Annotated in this window: 16 protein-coding genes and 1 pseudogene; 11 read left to right on the top strand and 6 right to left on the bottom strand. The window is 33.4% G+C overall.

Annotated features, from left to right (window positions below; translation table 11 throughout):
• The first annotated feature begins 891 nt into the window (after window positions 1-891).
• The 4 genes from IPO86_16235 (at window position 892) to IPO86_16220 (ending at window position 3,456) form a co-directional block, all read left to right on the top strand.
• Complete coding sequence (locus IPO86_16235; protein MBK9729651.1) at window positions 892-1,176, top strand: HYR domain-containing protein; 285 nt, start codon at window positions 892-894, stop codon at window positions 1,174-1,176.
• A gap of 90 nt (window positions 1,177-1,266) precedes the next feature.
• Window positions 1,267-2,238, top strand: coding sequence for a hypothetical protein (locus IPO86_16230; protein ID MBK9729650.1), 972 nt, complete (start codon window positions 1,267-1,269; stop codon window positions 2,236-2,238).
• Window positions 2,239-2,411: 173 nt separating this feature from the next.
• The gene (locus IPO86_16225; protein ID MBK9729649.1) at window positions 2,412-2,879 is read left to right on the top strand and encodes a hypothetical protein; all 468 of its coding nucleotides are present in this window, start codon (window positions 2,412-2,414) and stop codon (window positions 2,877-2,879) included.
• Window positions 2,866-3,456, top strand: a complete 591-nt coding sequence (locus tag IPO86_16220) for a T9SS type A sorting domain-containing protein (GenBank protein MBK9729648.1) — start codon at window positions 2,866-2,868, stop codon at window positions 3,454-3,456. The genes IPO86_16225 and IPO86_16220 overlap by 14 nt, the downstream gene beginning before the upstream one ends.
• A gap of 312 nt (window positions 3,457-3,768) precedes the next feature.
• On the opposite strand, the gene IPO86_16215 is transcribed toward IPO86_16220, so the two are convergent.
• The 3 genes from IPO86_16215 to IPO86_16205 form a co-directional block, all read right to left on the bottom strand.
• Window positions 3,769-4,380, bottom strand: a complete 612-nt coding sequence (locus tag IPO86_16215) for a YceI family protein (protein ID MBK9729647.1) — start codon at window positions 4,378-4,380, stop codon at window positions 3,769-3,771.
• 35 nt (window positions 4,381-4,415) lie between these two features.
• Complete coding sequence (locus tag IPO86_16210) at window positions 4,416-4,922, bottom strand: TIGR00645 family protein (protein ID MBK9729646.1); 507 nt, start codon at window positions 4,920-4,922, stop codon at window positions 4,416-4,418.
• A 79-nt stretch (window positions 4,923-5,001) separates the two neighbouring features.
• A complete protein-coding gene (locus IPO86_16205; protein MBK9729645.1) occupies window positions 5,002-5,316 on the bottom strand; it encodes a DUF3817 domain-containing protein in 315 nt (104 codons plus the stop codon).
• Window positions 5,317-5,824: 508 nt separating this feature from the next.
• Between IPO86_16205 and IPO86_16200 the strand changes: the two genes are divergently transcribed.
• On the top strand, window positions 5,825-6,130 hold the full coding sequence (locus tag IPO86_16200; protein MBK9729644.1) for a hypothetical protein: 306 nt from the start codon (window positions 5,825-5,827) through the stop codon (window positions 6,128-6,130).
• Window positions 6,082-6,798, top strand: coding sequence for a hypothetical protein (locus tag IPO86_16195; protein MBK9729643.1), 717 nt, complete (start codon window positions 6,082-6,084; stop codon window positions 6,796-6,798). The genes IPO86_16200 and IPO86_16195 overlap by 49 nt, the downstream gene beginning before the upstream one ends.
• Window positions 6,799-7,026: 228 nt before the next feature.
• Here IPO86_16195 and IPO86_16190 read toward each other — a convergent pair whose 3' ends face one another.
• Both IPO86_16190 and IPO86_16185 read right to left on the bottom strand, forming a co-directional pair.
• Window positions 7,027-7,665 (bottom strand): response regulator transcription factor, encoded by a 639-nt coding sequence (locus IPO86_16190; protein ID MBK9729642.1) that lies wholly within the window; start codon window positions 7,663-7,665, stop codon window positions 7,027-7,029.
• Window positions 7,666-7,673: 8 nt separating this feature from the next.
• Window positions 7,674-9,752: a hypothetical protein gene (locus IPO86_16185; GenBank protein MBK9729641.1), complete on the bottom strand. Its 2,079-nt coding sequence runs from the start codon at window positions 9,750-9,752 to the stop codon at window positions 7,674-7,676.
• Window positions 9,753-10,003: 251 nt separating this feature from the next.
• Here IPO86_16185 and IPO86_16180 point away from each other — a divergent pair.
• From IPO86_16180 to IPO86_16160, 5 genes and pseudogenes are all read left to right on the top strand, one after another.
• Window positions 10,004-11,925: pseudogene (locus tag IPO86_16180) on the top strand (sulfatase-like hydrolase/transferase).
• A gap of 791 nt (window positions 11,926-12,716) precedes the next feature.
• Complete coding sequence (locus IPO86_16175) at window positions 12,717-14,570, top strand: PKD domain-containing protein (GenBank protein ID MBK9729640.1); 1,854 nt, start codon at window positions 12,717-12,719, stop codon at window positions 14,568-14,570.
• On the top strand, window positions 14,515-15,951 hold the full coding sequence (locus IPO86_16170; GenBank protein MBK9729639.1) for a PKD domain-containing protein: 1,437 nt from the start codon (window positions 14,515-14,517) through the stop codon (window positions 15,949-15,951). The genes IPO86_16175 and IPO86_16170 overlap by 56 nt, the downstream gene beginning before the upstream one ends.
• 218 nt (window positions 15,952-16,169) lie before the next feature.
• Complete coding sequence (locus IPO86_16165; GenBank protein ID MBK9729638.1) at window positions 16,170-16,565, top strand: hypothetical protein; 396 nt, start codon at window positions 16,170-16,172, stop codon at window positions 16,563-16,565.
• The gene (locus IPO86_16160) at window positions 16,562-19,411 is read left to right on the top strand and encodes a PKD domain-containing protein (GenBank protein ID MBK9729637.1); all 2,850 of its coding nucleotides are present in this window, start codon (window positions 16,562-16,564) and stop codon (window positions 19,409-19,411) included. The genes IPO86_16165 and IPO86_16160 overlap by 4 nt, the downstream gene beginning before the upstream one ends.
• 313 nt (window positions 19,412-19,724) lie before the next feature.
• Here IPO86_16160 and IPO86_16155 read toward each other — a convergent pair whose 3' ends face one another.
• Window positions 19,725-23,492 (bottom strand): gliding motility-associated C-terminal domain-containing protein, encoded by a 3,768-nt coding sequence (locus tag IPO86_16155; GenBank protein ID MBK9729636.1) that lies wholly within the window; start codon window positions 23,490-23,492, stop codon window positions 19,725-19,727.
• Window positions 23,493-23,546: the final 54 nt, after the last annotated feature.

Below are 23,546 nucleotides of genomic sequence, written 5' to 3'. Positions count from 1 at the left end.
GGCGGTAATTTTCTAATTTTGATGAAACTATCTGATCCGGATGCTTGATTAAACAACCCCTATTACAAGTGGCTAAATTTCGCCGTTTTCATTTAAAGGTGCGAGTGTTTTTAATAAGTTGTAGTCAGACCTTGTGCAAGACCTAACAGGGGCGAATTTAGCCAATACAACAAAATTCCAGGTTGGACCCAATTTACATATAACCGACTGTATCCCACTCTCCGACTCCCAACTTCTTTACGGCAAATGATAGGTGTGGTTTGAGAGACTTTACCTGATGATCTGAATTTGTCAAATCCACCTCCCTCTAATTGTAGTTTAACCAGAGCACAATTGTGGATTAATACTGACTTAACAACACCTCAAACAGGGCTCGCAGCCTTAAGTTATATTTCAAACTTGACATGATCCAATGAGTATCCTTAATAATTCAACAACTTCTTGAGCAAAAACCCTGTTTGATATTTTTTTGAATGTGGTGTTTATAATGCTTGCCTGAAGGTAAGAAGAAGAGGAACCTAGTAGAGAAACCATTTGCAATCCGTTATAGCTAATGACTTGATTCCTCCAAGAGCGACCTGTCAGAACATCTAGCCTGGTTTTAGACGATAGTTGTTACGCAAAACTGGCATTTTATTGACGGGGATCATTTGATAATTGCCAAATCAAATCCTTGTCCGTAAATCCATTGGTAGTGAGTGGTGCGGAATTTTCAAGCTTCACTTACAGTAGAGGATTTATGTGAAATAAAAGTGCATTAATGTAGAGGTTCAAACAATTGAAACAGTTCCTCCTACTCATAGTATGCCCGGCTAATAAAATAATTTCTGCTTACCCTCCGGATTGTTCTTTAAAAGTCGATAGTATTAAATGGCTTTCCGTTTCAGATAATTGCAGTATTCCAACAGTTTCTATCAAATTAGTGGAGCCACCAAAACTTCAGGAATAAAGGATGCAAGTGGCGTACTTTTAATCAAGGGTTTCGACCTAACTTACATTGCAACGGATGCTTGTGGTAACACAGCTTCTTGTAGTTTTACAATCACAATTAATTGTGGTTGCCGTCCGCCGGGTTCGATACAAGGTCCAAATATGATATCCAACCCAGATTTTTCTGCAGGAATTTCAGGATTTAATTCAGATTACAATATATTAAATCCAACCTGCACACCGTGACTTTATAATGTTGAATCCAGCATTCCGGTTTCTGGTATGTGCGTTAATTGAAATTGTATAGATCACACATCAAATTCTATAACAGGCAAAATGTTTGTTGCAGACGGTAGTCAAACTATTGGTTTGGCCGCATGGCGACATCCGTTAGCACTTGCGCCAAATACAAAATATTCATTTTGTGCTTACGTCAATAATTTAAATGAGCCAATACTTGACAGAGCCGATCCAATTGTGGAAGTTTATTTAGTACCTCTAAATGGTCCAGCAATATTGCTAACTAGTATTACCCTTCCAGAATCCCCGGATCAATGGGAATTTATAAGTGGAAATTATGTAACACCGGGTACAGTTTCAAATCCTTATAATTTGGAATTTCGCACCGCTTCAACTTCTTATGAAGGCAATAATTTTGCAATTGATGATATCAGCTTTAACGCTTGCTTAGCTAAGGATTCTTGTGCTTGCGGCCCATTTGAGTTCTTGTATAGTGTAGGAAGAGGACCTTTATTTCCAAAGAATTGCGGTGATACCTTAATAGTTCCTGATCCCAACTTTCCGATAGGTTTTCTAAGTTCATTCCAATGTTTGGGACTAAATTGTCCACAGGCAACTATTGATTGGAAATTGACAGGACCCAATGGATTTTCAACATTAATGATGACAGGAGTATTAGCTTCGCCAGCATTTTCAATCCCTATTACGAACGCTACCTTTAACTATCCTGGACTTTATACACTAACAATAATCGGTCATTGTGGACAAGATTCTTGTCCATGTACCTTGTATTTTTATAAACCAGATTGTTCATGTGAAGAAAACTTGGTTCTTAATCCTGGATTTTATGATGGGGCTATTGCAGGAGATTTCGGATTCCCGGGAGCATCTAATAATTGGAATGCAGCTAGTGGAACTCCTCAAGTTGCATTTAGTGATTTTTGGTGCGATGAAGTAAGTATTCAAATGTGGGGAAAATTAGATGCATGTGAAGCTATTTGTCAGCCATTTAATTTTCAAAATGGACATACCTATGCTGTTGATTTTTTTTGCAAAGTTTATAACTAGGTACTACTTTTAACAACGTACAGTTTGAGTTTATAGCAGCAAATGGATGTATAGATCCCATTGGTAGTTCAGCTTGGGTAAGTATTGGTATCACGCCACCAATTACAAGTACGTCTTGGGCACCATTCAGTTTTTCTGCTTGGACAGCTCCATTAAACCAATCTTTTGATCACTTGATAATCCGTGCAACCAGCAATCAAATAGCAGAAACTACTTTTGGAAGAATTGACAACATTTGTGTGACGGATATTACGATTCCCTGTGATAGTATTGACCATGCTAAGAATTTGGTCGCCTACTATCCATTAGACAATTTAACTAATTCAACTGGACAATCTGTGCCTGACTTAAGCACAAATGCGATCCATGGGATAGGTGGCGATTTAGCACCTTCAAATGCTTTGTTGCTTGCAGGGCATTTTAATGGCACTTCAACTTTTGTAAATTGTGGTCCTAATACTAGGGGCGTGACTGATCAAGTATCCTTATGTGCATTTATTAAAACCACAGAAAATCAAAAAGGAATTTGGGTAGCCGGACAATATAATTTTTCAAATGATCATGGTTATTCATTGCAAATTGGAGACAATCAAAATAATAATATTGGTTTTGCTGCATTTGGTGGCCGTGATGGAACTTAAGGTGTATCATTCTTCTGGTTATGGAACAAATGCACCTAGCATCAATGATGGAAATTGGCATTGCTTGGTTGGAACTGCAGGAAACAATATTTGGTCAATATATGTAGATGGAATTCTTGTTAGCAGCCAACCAGGAACAACAAATAATCCAATACCAAATTCAACTATTGGCGAACCCTTTACCATAGGCTATCACACCGGAGGAACACCATTATGGTTTAATGGTGAAATGGATGAAGTACGGTTGTATAACAGAGTAATAACCGAATGTGAAATAGATTCATTTTGCCTGAAAAATTTTATTGTATCATCAAAAGATGTGCAAAAGCAGGAAGCGTTTCAAATTTTGCCAAATCCAAACAATGGGATCTTTAAACTCAAACTGAATTTTGAAAATTCACCTGACTCAAAATTGCGTATACTTGATTTAGCAGGACGCGTATTGCATACACAGCGAATCGAAAGTAACACCATCACACAACTTATAGATATTGAATATTTGGTGGATGGAATGTACTTGGTTCAATTGATTTCGGGTGGAAAAATATTAGCCTGCGAAAAATTTGTCAAGCAGTAAGTCGAAGTAACAGATCCATTTTAATTAAAGAAATCGCTCTAGAATAACAAATTCTAGAGCGATTTTTTTTTGTAAAAATAAGCAATCATTTAATTTTATGAGGAGCAATCGTTTTTTAATATAGACAATACCCAGTCAAAGTGAAAATTGTAATCAAATCAGGTTGTTGATGAATCACAAGCCCTGGAAAGGGGCTTTCGCCTCGTGTAACGATCAAATTATTTATTCCTTAGTTATATTTTTATACCAATCAAATAATGGGTTAAAATAAAAATCTCCGGATGCATCACATTTGTAAATTCAATAAGTCGCTTATTTATTTGCTACAACATTAAATTTTAATGTAAATTCATCATATATCATTTTGTCTCCAATATCTGGAAAAAATGTTTTAGAGCGGTATTTAATATCAAATTTTGTGCGGTCTATCGTTGCTATTCCTAGACAAGAAAAGCGATTGCCCTGTAGTGTAAGCTTAGCACCAAATGAAATTTCATTTGTTTTATCCTTGATGGTAAGTAACCCTTTTATAGTATGTGTATTCGTTCCAACATTGGTTTCTTTTAAAGGGGTGACGGATGTAATGATAAATTGTGATTTTGGAAATAAGGCTGCATCAAAAAAATTTGATGATTTAAGAAATGTTTCAAGTTTTGTTTTATTTGGCCCTGGTTCAAGGTCTTGACATTCTATGGATGTCATATCAAATTCAAAAACACCATGGATAGACCCATGATTGTTTTTTATTTCGCCACTTATAAATTTTATAGTGCCATTGTGTTTGCCTGTAATTTTTTCTCCAATCCATTCAAGTGAACTTTGATTGGCATCGACTTTATATACATCTGTATGTAATTTATTGGATAAAAATGAAAAAAAAGTGAGTATCCCAATAATTTCTGTAAATCCAAATATACGTTTCATCTTTTTTAATTTACAATTTATAAATGAAGTTTAATTTAGGCATGTTTCGCATGTAATATTTTTTCTGTAATGGCAAGGGCTAATGAAGATACAAGAAAAACTATATGGATAATTACTTGCCATTTTACATCTTCCGGATCTTTATTTTCAATATTGATAAATATTTGAAGTAGATGAATTCCAGATACCCCAACTAACGAACCTGCTAATTTTACTTTTAAAGTACCCGCATCTACTTTTTGCAACCATTCAGGTTTGTCAGTATGCTTGTCTATGTCTAAACGACTTACAAAGGTAGAATATCCACCAATAATTACCATAATAAGAAGGTTCGCCACCATCGTAATGTCTACTAAGGTGAGGACTCCCAACATTAAAGCGGTTTCTGTGATTTCCGTTATCGTAGTGCATAAATGAATTAATTCCACAATAAATTTATACGCATACAAAAAACCACCAATGATAAGTCCAGCATAAAGTGGAGCTTGCAACCAACGGCTGCCAAAAATGAGTTGTTCAAATATGGATTCTAGTTTGTTCATATAATATTTTTGTAAATACAAATATAGCTAACTACTTGTTCAATTTTATTTAGTTTTTAGAAAATAATTCTTGTCCAATTTAGACACGATCCATTTCTTTACTTAGAATTTTTCGATCTAAGATAAAAGGTCCAAATGGTAAAAGGGATGCAATAACAGCAATGCAAATTCTTTTTAAACCCCATTTATATTTTATTGAAACATCCAGTCCGGCGATCATGTATGCAATAAACAGAAATCCATGAATCCAACCGACAATTAATACAGCTTGAGGAAAATTCGAAAAATATTTTAATGGCATTGCAATAAATAACAAAAGCAAGTACGAAATACCTTCGCAAATTGCAATGATTCTAAAACGTCCTATCGAGCTTTGATAACTTGACTTATTCATTTGTAATTTTAATTGGGTGCTTAATTCTGGTTTTTAAATAAAATAGAGGAATTCATGCTTAAAATGCTGAGAAAACAGATGACAAATTTCATCTTGTGCAAATATAGGCATTTACAAATGAGCTGAAATAGTTATTATTTCCAGGATCGTCATTTAAACTATTTCATTCCATTTTGTGTTTCTTTCAGTTTTTTATAAATTATATAAAATTTGGAATTCAATAAGCTTTAAAGTTAAACAAGTAATATGGTTGCCTTGTATAATTATTAGTTGTTTAAGAAAAAATTTTGGGATCTGTTTCGGGATTTGTATAAATCATTCTTAAAGTAAAGTTTATTAGGTTTCATTAGAATCCGAGTTTGATTTCATATTTAAATAGCATAAGCCAATTTTATAAAATATCTTTGCAAAATACGATTACACGAAGAGCATTTTATCCCTTTTACATATGGCCAAATCTAGTTTCCCTTGCGAATACATGCTTAAATATTTATTTTGGATTCTATTGATGCCAACTTTTTTGACTCATTTGAATTGTAAAGACTTAGTTGGAATTCAGAATCAGAGCACTACAAAAAGTGATAGTATACCAAATATTTTGAAAGTAATTCCTTTAGATACAGCTATTTATAGGAATAAAGTCGCATTTTTAAGTTCTCAGGATAGTTCCGGTAAATGGCCAGTTAAAGATCCCTATCCAATGCAAGGCGCTATCCTGCCATTTCAGCGCATCATAGCATTTTATGGCAATCTTTATTCTAAAAAATGGGCATCCTGGCGGCATTGCCACCAAAGCAAATGCTTGAGAAATTAGATCTTCTTGTTAAGGAGTGGAGCCAGGTTGATTCTAGTTTTCCTGCTCGTCCTGCTTTACATTATATAGCGGTAACAGCGCAAACGGAAGGTGACAAGAAAAGATTGAGAATGCCATTTAAAGAAATCGATAAAATTCTAGATTTGGCAAAACAGATTGATGCTTTGGTTTTTCTGGACATTCAAGCGGGTTGGAGTACAATTCAAGAGGAACTTCCAAAACTTGAAAAATATTTTAAAATGCCACATGTGCATCTCGGAATTGATCCAGAATTTAAGATGAAACCAGAAGTTGTACCTGGAAGTGTTATTGGTACTATAGATGCAAAGGATATTAATGATGCTATCCATTACCTTGGAAAGCTTGTTAAAAATCATAATTTACCGCCTAAAATAATTGTTATACACCGCTTTACAAAAGAAATGCTTACAAATGCTTCCCAAATTAAGCTTAGTCCGGAAGTACAAATTATAATTCATATGGATGGATTCGGTCCAAAAGAAATAAAGCGAAATTCATATCAACGATATATTTTTGAAGAGCCTGTGCAATTTACGGGATTTAAAATATTTTATAAAAATGATACACGGCTTGATAAGAATGGCTTGTTTACGCCTCGTGAAATCTTAGAACTCATTCCAAAACCCATTTACATTCAATACCATTAAAGGACGCTAATAATTTTCAAATTATAGGGGCATATGGTTTTGATTTTTTAGCTAATGCAAGGTCAACTAAAGGGATTCATACGATCGAAGTTCAAGAAATTATATTGGCAATCGTTTAAGAAAATAGCTATTCATTTGATTCTTTCAACGCCAATCTTCCTGGTATTGAATATTCAAAACTTTAATGGGAGTTTTTAAAGAACTTGCAGGAACGCATTCTTAATTCAATTATTTTTTTAACATAAGTGCCCGCAATTTATGAATTGCAGAAGTTCTTGAATTCACATCCAGGCGCATGTATGCATTATTGATGTGGCGCTTCAAAGTATTTATAGAGATATATAATTCCTGGGTTATTTGTTGATTGGTTTTGCCAGAATAAATTAACTGAACTACTTCAAATTCACGATCAGATAGTGAACTTAAAAGATGCTTATTTATTTGAGAAAGCTCTAATATGGGTGCTTGATTATTTGCTTGGTTTGCAAAATTTGCGAGTGATATTTCTAAAGTTGTCAGAAGTGATTTTTCATGAAATGGTTTGACTAAATATCCAGATGGTTGAATTTGTTTTGCACGGTCCAATGATTGCTTATCAGAATAGGAGCTTAAAAATACAAAGGGAATTTTAATATTTTTAAAAATATAAGAACCTATATCAATCCCGTCTTGTTGACTTTCCAAATTAATATCAAGTAAAGCGATATCAGGCTTCGTTTCATTTAATAAACGCAAACCTTCATCATAATCATAAGCCATCCCAACAACTTCAAAATCGTTATTATTTAAATACATAGCCAGATTTTCTGCTATTAAGGGCTCGTCTTCTACGATTAATACTTTGACTTTGTAATTAATGGTTTCCATAGAAGATATTACTTTTTATTAATTAGAATTTGAACATTCGTACCGTGCTCATTTTCAATGATGAGTTTCGCTTTTAGCTTTTGAACAAATGCTCGAATCATTTTATAGCCAAATGATTTTATGGTAGAAACATCTATTCCAACAGGAATGCCAATACCATCATCAGAAACAGTTAAAATGAGTTGGTTTTGCCATTCTTTCAAAGATACAATGATGGATCCTTGTTTGGATTCAACAAAAGCATACTTTAAAGAATTGGTTACTAATTCATTTACAATCATTCCAATAGAAACGACGGTATCCATATGAAGGCGCAGAGGGGATATTTCAGTAATAATTTTAATATTTTCGGAATCCCGATGGTATGCAGTATATAAATGATCAATTAAATTTTGAATATAATTTGGCATATCAACCAAATTCATGCCTTCCCCTTCATATAAATTTTGATGGATAAAAGCCATGGATTGAACGCGATGTTTGCTTTCTCTTAACAAGTTGCTAATGTTTTTATCTGCGTGCGTTTGTGATTGTAAGTCCAATAAACTGGAGATTACCTGAAGATTATTTTTCACACGATGGTGTACTTCTTTATTAATAAATTCAAGATCTTTTGCTTGTTTTAGAATAATAGCATTTTTTTCCTTTTGATTTTTAAATAAATAAAATATTAGGGAAGCCAAAATTAATAAAACTAAAATACTAATCCAGAGCCATCTTTGTCTTTTTTGTTCACTTTGCAGGCTCTCTTTCTTGAACTCATTTTCATGAAGTAGCGCCAGACTTATAATTTTTTCTTTTTCGAGTTGTTCATGTTGGAACACTTTTTCTCTTGCATTCGCCTCGTTCAAGAGTATTTCTTGTTTTAAAGTTTGGTCTTTAAGCAGGTTTTCCCTTTTTAAACCTAGTTTTAATTGAATTTCTTGTTCAAGCTTTTCTTGTTTTAATTGATTTTGGATTTGTAAAATTGCAATCTCCCGATCTCTAATATTGAGTTCAGAATTTTGCCTGACATCTTCCGCTAATTCAATATTTTCTTTGCTATTATATGCAGTACCTATTTTATTAGTATGTTTTAAGAAAGAATATGCTTTCTCTATTTGCCCATTGGAAAAGTAAGCATCAGAAATATTAGATTTAATGTAATAATCTATATATGGAGTAAATCCTTTATTAGAAAATTCTTCCGCTTTATTATACCATATCATTGCAACAGAATCTCCTTCGGTGGTCATTTTATAATTTCCGATCAGTACATAGTGTCGCACTTTGTTAAATGGATTAGATGCAATTTTTATTAGAGAATCAAGGAGTTGAATATTTCTAACTGTTTTTTCCAAATCATTCTTTTTGAGAAAAACATTTGCTTCTTCTACAAGACTTTCAATTAATGCCGTAGGATTATTTAACTGTTTAGATAAATTTATAGATTGCATTACAAAATGTATTGCCGAGTCTAATTTTGCTTCTCCGATATAGAGCCTTGCTAATGCGAGGGCACAACTTTGCATGGCTTCTTTATTATTTAAATTAGACTGTAATTTTAAGGATCTCAAATAAAATTGTATAGCCCTATCGGATCTGTTTATTTTATCAAATATTTTTGCTAATTCCTCACTTGTTTTGGCTATCCATAGATCTTTATTCAGTCGTTTTGCTAAATCCATTGCACTCCTGTAGCTCACGGTTGATCTATAAAAATGGCCATTTTGAAATTCAATACTTCCAAGCAAACTATGAATTTCATATTGCAAATCAATTTTATCTTCTAGCGTTTTTTCCTTTAGAAGCAGATTCAATAATAGCCTGGCATCTTCATCCCGATTTACTTCCGTTAAAGCTTTTGCTCTATAATATTGACAAATTGTAAAATGATGTAATTTATTACAAGCAATATATTTGTTTGATAAGTCTTCTAAGCCAATACATGCAGAATCTGGATTTCGTTTTATATTCGTTTCAGCAAAAGAGATCAGTTCCTCTGTGCTAAAGTTTAAATACTTTGCCTGGCAAAATGCTTCTTCCAGCAAGATTACCAAACTTCCAATAAGTAGTAGTAAAACCTTATAGTATTTAAATTGGATCAATAATTTATAATTATGGATTCAAAGGTAGCCAGAAAGTACTATCTGAATATAACCCCTGCGGGTGATTTTTAGCTGGATTATATTCTAAGAGCTTCTTTTAACAGCAACTGATAATTTTGAAATAGCTTGGGTTTGTGCAACTAAATTAGGGTCCGACTAGAATTTTCAGATTTATGAATTTTCGTTCTGTAATGCAAACTAATAACAGGCGAAATACCGGGTTTTCTTTATAACTTGTAACTTTTAGCCTTATGTTGAATTTACCAGAGTTTGTTAAACAAAACCGTTTTAAGCATATATTCCTACTTATTCTAATCCTGTTAGGAATATCCACAGTTACACGATTGACATTGTTTGTGAGAAGTTGGGATCAGATAGATTGGTCCGTTTTAAATGTTTTAGAAATTTTCGGAATAGGTATGTTGTTTGACCTCGCAAATGCATTCTATTTTGTGATTCCTTTGTTCGTTTATATTTGGGTTTTACCACAACGAATGTATGCCTGGAAATGGCAGCATTTTATACTCTACGTTGGCTATTTTTTGAGTTCCTTTTTGCTGATTTTAAATGCAGTTTCAGAATGGTTTTTTTGGGACGAATTTAATTCTAGGTATAATTTTATTGCTGTTGATTATTTGATATACACGAATGAGGTTATTGAAAATATAAAACAATCTTATCCAATTGCTTGGATTTTAGCGGCGGTAGCTTTCTGCTCTTTGGTTTTAGTATATTTTGTTAAACGCACTATTAAGGATAGAGAAATCGTCGCTTTGAATTTCACGAAGCGAACTAAATGGTTTTTAGGATTCCTTGGGATCATTGTATTGAATTATTTTTTTATCGATAAGAAATGGCATACAATGAGTGGAAATGAATTTAATAATGAGTTGGCTGGAAATGGAATGTATGAGTTGTTTGCAGCATATCGCAACAATGAACTGGATTATGAAAAGTTCTATAAACTTATTGATAATACTACTGCCTTTACACAGCTGCATGAATTGTTAGCTACAACAGGCTCTGATTTCATTTCTAATGATTTGTATTCTGTGGAGCGAAAAATTACAAATAGTGGTCAGGAGCTAAAGAAAAATGTGGTATTAATTAGTGTAGAAAGTTTAAGTGCTGATTTTATGAATTCATTTGGAAATACAAAAGGGATTACCCCATTTTTGGATTCTTTGGCAAACGAAAGTTTGTTTTTTACAAACCTATATGCAACAGGAACCCGAACGGTTAGGGGTCTTGAAGCACTTTCATTAAGTGTTCCACCTTCTCCAGGTCAATCTATTGTGCGGAGACCTAATAATGAAAATTTGTTTTCTATTGGAAAAATATTTTCAGATAAAGCTTATGATTGTAAATATATTTATGGTGGGTATAGTTATTTTGATAATATGAATTATTATTTTTCTAATAATCATTATGAAGTTGTAGATAGAATGAAATTAAAGGACTCTGAAGTAGATTATGAAAATGTTTGGGGAGTAGCGGATGAAAATTTGTTTTCATTGTCTTTAAGAGAAATAGAAAAATCAGTAACCAATGGAAAGCTATTTTTTACACATATTATGACCACTTCAAACCATCGTCCATATACATATCCTGAAGGAAGAATTGATATTCCTTCACATACCGGACGGGACGGCGCTGTAAAATATACGGATTATAGTATCGCGAAATTTATACACGAAGCTTCCAGGACAAATTGGTTTTCAAATACCTTGTTTATAATTGTTGCAGATCATTGTGCTTCGAGTGCAGGTAAATCCGAACTGCCGATAGAAAAATACCATATTCCAATGTTGATCTATGCTCCAGGGTTTATTGCCCCCGAAAAGTGGATCGCCTGATGAGCCAAATTGATATTTGTCCTACTGTTTTGGGTTTATTAAATCTTAGTTATACGAGTAGTTTTTTTGGTTTTGATATTTTTAAAATGGATAGTTTACATGATCGGGCTTTTATCAGTACCTACCAAAAATTAGGGTACCTTAAAAATCATAAGTTGGTCATTTTGTCACCAAAACAAAAAGTCGAAACTTTTATTGTTACGGCTGATCATAAACAAATTAAAACAGAAGATGATAAAGTACTTGATCAAGAAGCCATAAGTTGGTATCAAAGTTCAAGTTTATTATTTAAAACAGGAAAATTAAAGAGCAGATAGAATTTTAGTTTTCAATCATTAAGCAGTGGTACTAGAAATTGGCATAGTTCGGATGATTTTTTAATCTAAAGGATCATATTCGAAATGGTCGAAATTATCATTCTATGTCGATTTGGTGAGCTTAGGCTTCAAATTTGTTTTACTGTTTTTAAAGTAGATTATGCCATTTCAAGCCAACCGAATTTAAAATAAATTAAGCTTAATTTTCAGATTTATGGAGCACCCAAATGAAAGCTTATAAAGAACCTAATCCAGATCCATCAGAAGCAAGTATTGTTTTCAAATATCAAAGGGAGTACGCACAATTATGGATCCTATAATTCTTAAATGGTTGGTTCACATATCCTTTAAAATGAACGTTTGTTGAATGATTTATGGATCGTTAAATAATATAGTTCTTTATTAAAAACAAAACTTTTAAGAGCTTGTTTCTAAAGTAGTCTTGAGTTTAGGTAGATTGGATTTCAAATTGGTATGAAATTTAGATCTAATTATGTATTAAATTTGTCTTTGGATGGAACCCTAATTTTTCGGATTTATTAAACCTAATTGTTTTGATAAAAAAGTGTTTTAGTCCACTATTGCCAAATTAAATATTTATTACATTAATATAAATTAGATAAAACCAAATTAAATTTTTAAATTGCAAAAATACTTAGGTTTTGTACATTTTATTCGGAGGGCTAATTACTTTCTTTAATATTTAGGGAAATGATTATGATATGTTAAAATTTGCCAACCTATCCATATTTTTTGCTAATTTTTCGCGGAATTTATTAAAAACTGATAACATGAAAAAAATAGTACTCTTAATTTTAGCTATTACCAATATTGCTTATTCTCAAACTGTTTTGTTAAAGCCTTTTGAAACCAAGGTTGCAAAAGCTACCGATGAACATCTAAAAAATTACAATTTATTACAATTGAATGTAAAATCTTTGATCAATCAAATAGATGCAATCAAGGGTAATGTAAAAGAATTTGTATTGCGCACTCCTGAAAAATCATGGAATTTGCAATTGTTTGAATATACCCTTGTTGCACCTGGGATGAAACGTGTAAAAGGAGATCCATTAAAGCCAACTCATTTACCTGAGCGAAAGGATTTTAGATCTTTTAATGGAACTATAAAAGGCACAAAATCTATGGTATCTATGTCGATTGCTGATGGTTTTTTTAAAATTATGATTGACGATGGTAAGGATCGTTATTTTATAGAGCCCTTGGATAATTTAAGTCTAACTTCAGATTTACCAGCGAGTCAACAATTTCTATTGTATAAATCTGCTGATGTAGTACCTACTCAAGGTATAAGTTGTGGAGCGGAAATGGTAAATAAGAGTCTGCATAATGAACATGAAAGAATTCAAAAAGAAATAAATTCACGCGCCCGCCCTTGCAAAAAATGTGTTGAAGTAAAAATTGCACTTGCTGCCGATTATTCCATGTTTTTAAAATACGGAAGTGTAGCTGCTGCAGAAAATCAAATGTTGTCAGTTTTAGGAGATGTTCAAACTGTTTTTGATAATGAATTTGAACACGAATATGTTTATGAAGTCACAGGATTATGGGTTTCGGACGATTTTGCAAGAGACCCATGGGCGATGACTCGGGACATTGCAACACAGTTGACGGAGTTCGCAAATATCGCTCCTACCATTTTTGCAACCTCCCAATACAATGTTGCTACTTTATGGACTTCTAAATTTACAACGGGAGTTATAGGGATTGCATATTTGGCTACTGTCTGTATGAATGATCGATATAATGTTTGCAGTGACTATCTACCAGCAGGTGGAAAACAAGCCGATTATTTAACATTGCAAGCCCATGAATTAGGTCATAACTGGAGTATGATCCACGACGCAGGAATTGCATCTACGATTATGGCACCAACAATTAATGGAAGTAGCATCTGGTCCACATTATCAACTAGTTATTTAAATAATTATGTTAACTTTCAACATCTGATTGAAAGTCAATGCCTACAGATTTGTGCCGGTTCTGACGCACCAGTTCCTGATTTTATTGCAGATGTTACCTATGGTTGCCAGCCCGTGACCGTAAAATTTAAAGATTTATCGCTAAACGCGTCTACCTGGAAATGGTCTTTCCCTGGCGGTACTCCGGCATCTTCTTCTATTCAAAATCCAATCGTAATTTATCGGACTCCCGGAATTTATGAAGTGAGTCTGGAAGCAGGGAATAGTCGTTGTGAAGTGTTGGCAACTAAAATTAGTTATATTGAAATTAATGATGTGCCTGTTGCAAGTTTTTCTTACGGAAATCAAGGCAGGGAGGTGTTTTTTATAGATCAGTCTTTACGCGCTGATGAATACTTCTGGAAATTTGGTGATGGAGAAACTAGTGAAGAGGCTAATCCATACCATGAATATGAAACCGATAGCACCTTTGAGGTTACCCTCACTGTTAAAAATGATTGTGGAGTTCACACCATTAAAAAGAAGATATCTATAGTTAGTATTCCTACAGCCGATTTTGATTCAGACACAATAGGTGGTTGTGCTCCGCGAATTATTAAGTTCTTTGATCAATCCACCAAAAATGTAAAAACCTGGCAGTGGGAATTTGTCTGGTGGGGTTCCAAGCGTTTCTACACAGAAGAATCCAATTGTTCGGTATGACAATCCTGGAGTTTATGATGTTAGATTAACGGTTTATGCTTCTCGATTTAATCATTCTATAACCAAGAAAGTATATATCACAATTGATAGTTTGCCAGATGCTGAATTTACAAATAGTGAAACGCAAGGTCAAGTTGATTTTACAAATCAATCCAGATATGCAAAATCACATTTTTGGAATTTTGGAGATAATACCACCAGTACTCAGGCAAATCCAAGTCACAAATATCTGGAAGGAAGATACGAGGTTTTATATATCGTTAGTAATGCCTGTGGTAATGACACTGCAAGAACTACAATTACCATTGGAACAAAACCAATTGCAGGCTTTCAAGTAAACGAAGCAAGAGGTTGCGTTCCCTATCAGGTTCAATTTCAAAATACATCTACCGCGTCTGCTGTTTTTTACAAATGGTATTTCCCAGGAGGATCACCGAGTACGAGCACAGACCAAAATCCAGTAATCACCTATAATGCAGTTGGAAAGTATAATGTAAGCCTGGTAGCTTATAATAATTTTTATACTGATTCAGTCGCTAAAACTGATTTTATCGAAGTTAAAACAACACCGACTTCACTGTTTTCTAATTCAATTAGTGGATTTAAATCAACCTTTGTGAATCAAGGTGTTGGTGGAACCAATTTCTTTTGGGACTTTGGTGATACGAAAGGAAGTTTTGAATTGAATCCAGTTCATGATTATAATGTAGAAGGTGAATTTGATGTTCGCCTGATCGTTCAAAATGAATGTGGTTTAGATACATTCGATAAACATATTGCAGTGTATTTGGTGCCTAAAGTAAATTATACCGCAGATACTATCAAAGGTTGTGCGCCATTGACAGTGAATTTTAAAGATAAATCTTCTATTGATGTTATTGAATGGGATTGGCTTTTTGAAAATGGAACGCCAACAACATCTAATGTTAAAAATCCAGTAGTCGTTTTTAATAAGAAAGGAAAATATACTGTGAAACTTACAGTTAAAAATACAAATGGTACCAATGCATTGACAAAGACTCAGTATATTCAAGTGTTGTCTCCTGTTTTATGTCCGGAGCATACAAAAACTAGTCGTTTTAATATTTCAGACTTACCTTTTGGCGGAGGTTTTAAAAACAGAGCAGATGACTTTGAATATGAACTACCAATAGTATTTCCGAATCCAGCAAAGGAATATATTTTAGTTGCTACGGATGCAAGCCAAATGAAACCAATTAATATAGATGTATTTGACCTTTCAGGAAAAAAATTGTCAAGTCATTTAAGTAAAGAACAACTGTTTAAAATCCAAACAGAACAACTTAAATCTGGAACCTATTATATTCGAATGAATGATGGAACAAATTCTAACATCAATAAATTTGTAATTTCAGAATAATGATCCTTTGGATAAATATAAAAAAAGGTGTTGTGAATAATTCGCAGCACCTTTTTTTTGTTGAAATTTAATTGTAAATTGCATCCCCACATTTTGTATGAATTCATCAATAACTAATTATTAGATACACACTTGAACATATTTAATTTAAAACAACAATAAGCAAACAGTATGTAAAATATTGTTTTTAAAATATATTAAAATAAACAAATTAGAACATGAAACAAATATTACTATTTTTAATCGCTTCTATTAACATAGCGATCTCACAAAGTATTGTACTTAAGCCATTTGAAACCAAAATGTCTAAGGGAACAGATGAGCATCTAAAAGAATTCAAAGTATTGCAATTAGACGTAAAGGTCCTGGCTGATAAAATTGATGGTATAAAAGGGAATGTAAAGGAATTTATTTTGCGTACTCCAGAAAAAACCTGGCAGCTTCAATTATTTGAGTATAATTTGTTATCACCAGATATGGTGCGAGCTACCTATGGTTTAAGCGATCTTAAAATATTAAATAAGCGAACAGATTTTAGAACCTTTAACGGTACCATAAAAGGCCAAAATTCTATGGTGTCAATGAGTATTGCGGATGGTTTTTTAGTATCATGATTGATGATCGCAAGGATCGTTATTTCATTGAGCCTTTAGATTTTGAAAGTTTGTCAAATGCTATGCCTTCCGAACAACAATATCTTATGTATAAAACATCCGATCTGATTCCTGCAAAAGGTATTTTATGTGGAGCTGATTTGGTAAATAGAGCGGTCAACGAAAATTTGGAAAAATTAAAAAAAGAATCACTTGCCAGAGCAAAACCATGTAAAATTTGTGCAGAAGTAAAAATATGTCTTGCAGCAGATTATCCAATGTATAGAAAGTATGGAGGCAGTGTTAATCAAACTGAAAATCAAATGTTGAACATATTAGCCGATGTGCAAACAGTTTATGATGATGAATTTGAAAATGAATACCAATATGTAGTAACAGGGACATTCATTCCAGAGGAACAAGCTAAAGATCCCTTTAATGGAATGAATGACATTAATGCAATGTTAAATCGTTTTCGAGATATTGCAGAAACCTCTATGTTTGCAAATTCGCAACATAATGTTGCTACTTTATGGACTTCTAAATTTGGCCCTACAGGTACTGTTGGTACTGCCTTTCAGGCATCCGTATGTTTAAATGACAGATATAATGTTTGCAGTGATTATTGGGGTCCGGGCGGAAGACAAGGTGATTATCTGACATTGCAAGCCCATATGTTAGGACATAACTGGAGCATGATTCATGATGCAGGTATTTCGCCGACAATAATGGCTCCCGGACTTCCAAATGGAAGTACAGCTTGGTCAGGCCTTGCTATCGCATCCTTAAATAGTTACGCACGGACAGAAAAATTGATTGAAAGTGGTTGTTTGCCAATTTGTCCAAACTCTTCAGCTCCAGTTCCCGATTTTTCAGCTGACATCACATACGGTTGTCAACCCGTGACAGTAAAATTTAAAGATTTGTCAATAAATACAACTAAATGGAAATGGAGTTTTCCAGGAGGTACACCAGATACATCGACACAAAAAAATCCAGTGATAGTGTACAAAACTGCTGGAACCTATAACGTTACTTTGGAAGCAGGCAGTAACCGATGTGAAGTAGAACTTACTAAGGTAGGATTTATTGAAATCAATGATGTTCCAGTTGCGGATTTTTCATATGGTTTGCAAGGACGAGAAATATTTTTTATCGACCAATCATTAAGAGCAGATGAATATTCCTGGAAATTTGGAGATGGTGAATTTAGTGAGGAGTCGAATCCTTTCCATGAATTTCCAACGGATTCTACATTTGAAGTTACACTTACTGTCAGAAATGATTGTGGTGTACATACAATTAAAAAATTGATAAATGTAGTAAGTGTTCCTACTGCAGAATTTGATTCCGATACGATCGGTGGTTGTGCTCCTGGAATTATTAAGTTTTTTGATCAATCCACCAGAAATGTTAAAAACTGGCAATGGGAATTTGTCGGTGGTGTGCCAAGTGTTTCAACGCAGAAAAATCCGGTTGTAAAGTATAATTTACCAGGTGTTTATGATGTAAGACTGACTGTTTATGGTTCAAGATTTAATCATTCTATTACCAAAAAGGCATATATAACAATTGATAGTTTACCTGTTGCCCAATTTGCAAATAGTATCGATGTAGGAAAAGTTGACTTCACAAATCAATCCCGATATGCTAAATCACATGTTTGGATTTTTGGTGATAACACTACAAGTACGGATCCAAATCCAAGTCATAATTATACAGAAGGAACTTATGAAGTTAAATATGTTGCGATTAATGGTTGTGGTACAGATACTGCGGTAACTACCTTAATAATCGGTGTAAAACCAACAGCTTCATTTAGCGTTGGAAATCCTAAAGGATGCGCACCTTATAAAGTGCAATTTCAAAATGCGTCTGTTGCAGCAACCAATTATCAATGGTATTTTCCAGGTGGGTCACCTTCTACAAGTACGGATCCAAATCCATTAATAAGTTATAACAATGCGGGAAAATTTAATGTCAGCCTGGTAGCATCTAATGTATTTTACAAAGATTCTATCGGAAAGCAGGATTTTATTGATGTGAATACGATACCAAATGCAGGATTTACAAATTCTATTGCTGGTTTTAAATCGACCTTCACGAATCAATCAACAGGCGGATTAAATTATTTATGGGATTTTGGTGATGGCAAACCAAGTTTTGAAAAAAATCCAATACATGATTATGGGGTTGAAGGTGAATTTAATGTTCGGTTAATTGTTCAAAACGAATGTGGATTAGACACCTTTAAAAAACAAGTCGCCGTATATTTAGTACCTAAAGTAAATTTTGTTGTAGATACAATTAAAGGTTGTGCACCTTTGACTGTGAATTTTAACGATAAGTCTTCGGTAGATGTTATTGAATGGGATTGGCTTTTTGAAAATGGTAATCCAACAACTTCAAAGCTTAAAAATCCAGTGGTTGTCTTTAATAAAAAGGGAAAATATACAGTAAAGTTAACCGTAAAGAATACGAATGGTACGAATGCATTAACGAAGACTCAGTATATACAAGTATTGTCTCCAGTTTTATGTCCGGAGCATACAAAAACAGGTCGTTTTAATATTTCAGACTTACCTTTTGGCGGAGGTTTAGAAAATAGATCAGATGACTTTGAATATGAACTCCCGATAATATTTCCGAATCCTGCAAAGGATTATATTTTAGTTTATACAAATGCGAGTCGTGAAAACCCAGTTTCAATAGATATGTTTGATCTTTCAGGTAGAAAAATGACAACGCACCAAAGTTTAGATCAAGTATACCGTATTCAAACAAATCATATTCAAGCTGGCACCTATTATCTTAAAATTAATAATGGAAAAAATGCGATCGTTACTAAATTTGTAATTGCAAATTAGCGATCAATAAATTATTTTTTAGACTACAAATTGCAAATTAAGAATGCTGATAAATTGAGTTTTGTCAGCATTCTTTTTTATATTAAAAAGTAAATTTTTATGCATTAAATATGGAATTAAAAATTCTAACAAAGAATTATTATTATTTATATTATTCTATGAGAGCATAGAATTCATGCAGTCAAAAAAGCGCTCATTAATTTTCTGAGAAGTGACTTTTTTTATACAAATCGTTTTTCAAGTCCACTACAATGGAAGAATTAATCTTAAAATTTCGGATGCATTTTAAGTAATCCTTATAAATGCATTAATTCTATTTTATAAGCGTTAGTTCGCCAGCCTTAATATTTTTGTCTTCATTGTGCAATTGATATTGAATGACATATGGATAAACACCAGGAGGCATTGATATTTCTTCAAATTTACCATTCCATCCGTTTTCTTTATTTTGAGATTCAAATAGTAGATTACCCCATCTATCAAAGATTTGTAAATTGTAATAATTTAATTGATCACAATTCATTATAGGTATAAACAGATCGTTGATATTGTCGCCATTTGGAGAAAATACATTGGGTACAAAAATATCTGTTTGGATTTGTGATACAGATAAATTTAAATTTGCAGGTACTACACAAGGTCCATTTGAAGTAATTGTAAATCGGGTAGGTACTGTGGCTTTTAATTTTACTTTGCTGCAGGGTGGATCCAGACATTCTACCAAGGTGCTTGGTGTCCATTGGTAATTTGTAGCCCCATTGGCAGTAAAACTTATCACTTTACAAGGATTTATTATGGTGTCTCCAGTGATCTGTATAATTTGTTTTGGAAGTACCCGAATCCATAAACTATCGATCCATTGTTTACAATCATCAGTAGCTTTTAAATAGATTCGGTCTTGACCAGCAATGCCCGGATAATAATTTGTATTCAGCGTATTTGGATTATCAAAACTACCATTTTGGGATTCCCAAATGAAGTTGGCTTGACCTGAAAATAATCCTGTTAATTTTATTTGTTCTCCTTCGCAAATAAGGGTGTCCATTCCAGCTTCCAGACTGCCTGGATTACCGGGTTTGATTGTCAGTTTAAGAAATAGGGTACTATCACATCCATTACGATTCCTGAGCGTTTGTATATAGTTGCCACTGGTATCGTACGCAATACCATTGATGACAATACTATCACAGCCATTTTGTGTTAAACTTTGCGCATTGCTTTTTAAAAGATTTACGGCTATGTTTATTACACTATCACATTGATGTACATCTTTTAAATATTGTTTATAGTTTCCAGTTTGTCTGTAAATTTGTCCGTTAATAATTGCAGAGTCACAAGCTGTAGTATTATAATTTATAAAACTACTATTCTGAATCGTTAAAATCAAATTTAGAATGCTATCACAAAGCAGACTGTTTTTAAGCCTTTGCTCATAGCTTCCAGTTTGTTTGTAGACCTGTCCATTTACGATTGCAGAATCACAACTGGTCATGGTAAAATTTGTTGAATCACTTTTGGTAATTATTACTTTGATATTAAGAATACTGTCGCAGTGATTCTTATTTTTAAGTGTTTGGATATAATTGCCGCTTTGGTTGTAGATTTTTCCATTTACATCAACAAAATCACAGGATTTATAATTTAAATTTATTGAATCACCAGACTGTTTAGTAAAATGGATAGTCACTATACTATCGCAAAGATTTGCATTTGAAAATGTTTGGGTATAGCTGCCTGTTTGTGTATATACTTTTCCATTTATACTTATGGAATCACAAGCAGAAATGTTGTAATTCGAACTACTGCTTTTTGGAATCAGAAGGTCAATGTTTAAGATACTATCACAATGATTTATAGTTTGGAGTAGTTGTGTATAGTTGCCCGATTGATCATATCGCTGACCATTAATGAGAATAGAATCACAAGAAGTTAAACTCAAATTTGCAACATTGCTTTTTCCAATGGTAAGATTTATATTTAGGGTACTGTCGCATCCATTAGTGCTTGTTAATAATTGAGTATAGGTTCCGCTTTGTAAGTATTTAGTGCCATTAATAAATGCTGAGTCGCAAGCAGTTAAAATATATGGAGCGGTATTACTGCTTGGTATGTTTATGTGAATTTTCACAGTACTATCGCAATCGTTTTGACCTTTTAATAGTTCAAAATAATCTCCACTTTGCTTATACGTTTTTCCATTTATTACGACCGAATCACAATCTGTATAACTTACATTTGTTAGTTGGCTAGATTGAATTTGGATATCTAAATTTAATATACTATCACAGCCTTTTGAACTCGTTAATTTTTGAGAATAGATTCCTGACTGATAGTAATATTGTCCGTTGACAAGGATTGAATCACAAGCCCTGGATACTAAATTTGTTATACTGCTCTTTGATATGTCCAAATCTATGTTTATAAGACTATTGCACTGCTGTGCATTGATTAATTTTTGTACATAATTACCACTTTGTGAATAGGTCAGTCCATTGATTTGGATTGAATCACATGCGTTCATTTTAAGATTTGACGAACTATTTTTTGCGATACTAAGCGTTGTAATGATGATACTATCACAACCAAATACATTTGTTAAGTTCTGTGTAAACGTAGTTGATTGGGTATAGGTTTGGCCATTGATGAGCACACTATCACAAGCTTGTACAAGTATATTGTGATTCATAGCTTGTGCATTAGCTTCCCGGATGGTATCACAAAATGTTTTTGTGCAAACCAGGTTTGAAGTGCCCAGTGCCACTTTAAGTTTTACATCCACACAATAATCTTCATTTACAGCATTGACTAGAATGCGTTCATCTACTTCTATGGTAGTTTTTAGACTATCATTTTTCTTATACCATTTATACTCATACGCATAGGTTTCGCCTACATCACAGGCTTTTAAAATACTTATATTGGGTGATAACACAACTTTATTGCCAACACATTGTGCACTCCAGGCGGCATTAAAATCAACATTAATGGCGGTAAGTTTTATAGAACTATCACATTTAAACAAACCATTACTTTTAGGAAAGGCTATAACTTCTTGGGCTAAACAAGGATTCCATCTACGGCCCAAAGCATCAATATAGGGTTTGTTATCACAGCTTATATAATAAACATCTGGAGGATCTACCTGTGGTATTACTGTAAATTGTACAACAGAATCATAAGGACAACAGGTATTGTCTATAAAATTTTGGCGATAAATGCCCGAGGTATTTATCAATTGGGAATGCCATTTATAGCCAGCAGGATTTGCTATTTCGTAACATAATGTTCTAGGTGTTCCGTTTTTATCTGCAAGAGATCGAACTTTAACGGTAGTGCAGGTGGGACCTTGTTGTGCGCATATAAATCCATTATTTGGATTGCCAAGGGTAGCCGTAACACATAATCTAAAATCACCTTGAGTTGGAAAATCTAAGGAAATTTCATGTTTCGAATCACCCACTTTATTACCATCTAAAGTCCATTCGTAATTCGCTTCCAAACAACCTCCCTGATCTACAAAAAATTTATAACCACAATATCCTTCACATACTGGTTCAATGATATCATTTACTTTATTATTAATATGACCTAAAAATAAATTTGGTGGACCTCCACCAGATGTACTTAATGTGAAATCGCAAATGTCGTCGTCGGAATCTATAGCAATATAATAAATTTTACATTTTACCAAATTCACAGCATAGGTTTTTGTTTGGCCTGGTTGAATAAATAAAGGCATGCACATAATTTCTTCACTACAATTACAATCACCCCATATTCCCCAACATAATCCAGTAAATCCATTATTAAAAGTACACCCTCCGACATTAAGTGTTATAGAAATAGATCCACCTTGGCTTAGAAAAGCCCACCATGTTCGATGGCCCCCACCTCCACCACCTGAACATGCGGGTCTACATGTTCCATTTGTCATGCTAGGAGTATTACAAGTATAGCCATTCATTTGATCTAAGGAGCAAAAAACATTTGCTTCTTCGCAAGTTTCTGAAGGTACTGGTATGCATTGCGCTACAATCCTTTCAAATTTTAAATTTCCAAAGGAAAGAAATAAGAGTAGCATAAATTTGATAAATTTCATACTAATATGCATATCTAATTCTTGAATAATGATCCT

This window comes from Saprospiraceae bacterium (assembly GCA_016717265.1).
GTDB lineage: Bacteria > Bacteroidota > Bacteroidia > Chitinophagales > Saprospiraceae > Vicinibacter.
The sequence above is the reverse complement of the archived record's forward strand: the minus strand, read 5'-3'. Positions and strand labels throughout refer to the sequence as shown.

Excerpts from the sequence above, each read along its gene's own strand:
- IPO86_16205 (MBK9729645.1), bottom strand. The coding sequence starts at position 5,316 with ATGAATAAGTCAAGTTATCAAAGCTCGATAGGACGTTTTAGAATCATT.
- IPO86_16215 (MBK9729647.1), bottom strand. The coding sequence starts at position 4,380 with ATGAAACGTATATTTGGATTTACAGAAATTATTGGGATACTCACTTTT.
- IPO86_16190 (MBK9729642.1), bottom strand. The coding sequence starts at position 7,665 with ATGGAAACCATTAATTACAAAGTCAAAGTATTAATCGTAGAAGACGAG.
- IPO86_16230 (MBK9729650.1), top strand. The coding sequence starts at position 1,267 with ATGTTTGTTGCAGACGGTAGTCAAACTATTGGTTTGGCCGCATGGCGA.
- IPO86_16195 (MBK9729643.1), top strand. The coding sequence starts at position 6,082 with ATGGGCATCCTGGCGGCATTGCCACCAAAGCAAATGCTTGAGAAATTA.
- IPO86_16165 (MBK9729638.1), top strand. The coding sequence starts at position 16,170 with ATGAAACAAATATTACTATTTTTAATCGCTTCTATTAACATAGCGATC.
- IPO86_16175 (MBK9729640.1), top strand. The coding sequence starts at position 12,717 with ATGAAAAAAATAGTACTCTTAATTTTAGCTATTACCAATATTGCTTAT.
- IPO86_16160 (MBK9729637.1), top strand. The coding sequence starts at position 16,562 with ATGATTGATGATCGCAAGGATCGTTATTTCATTGAGCCTTTAGATTTT.
- IPO86_16200 (MBK9729644.1), top strand. The coding sequence starts at position 5,825 with ATGCCAACTTTTTTGACTCATTTGAATTGTAAAGACTTAGTTGGAATT.
- IPO86_16210 (MBK9729646.1), bottom strand. The coding sequence starts at position 4,922 with ATGAACAAACTAGAATCCATATTTGAACAACTCATTTTTGGCAGCCGT.
- IPO86_16155 (MBK9729636.1), bottom strand. The coding sequence starts at position 23,492 with ATGCTACTCTTATTTCTTTCCTTTGGAAATTTAAAATTTGAAAGGATT.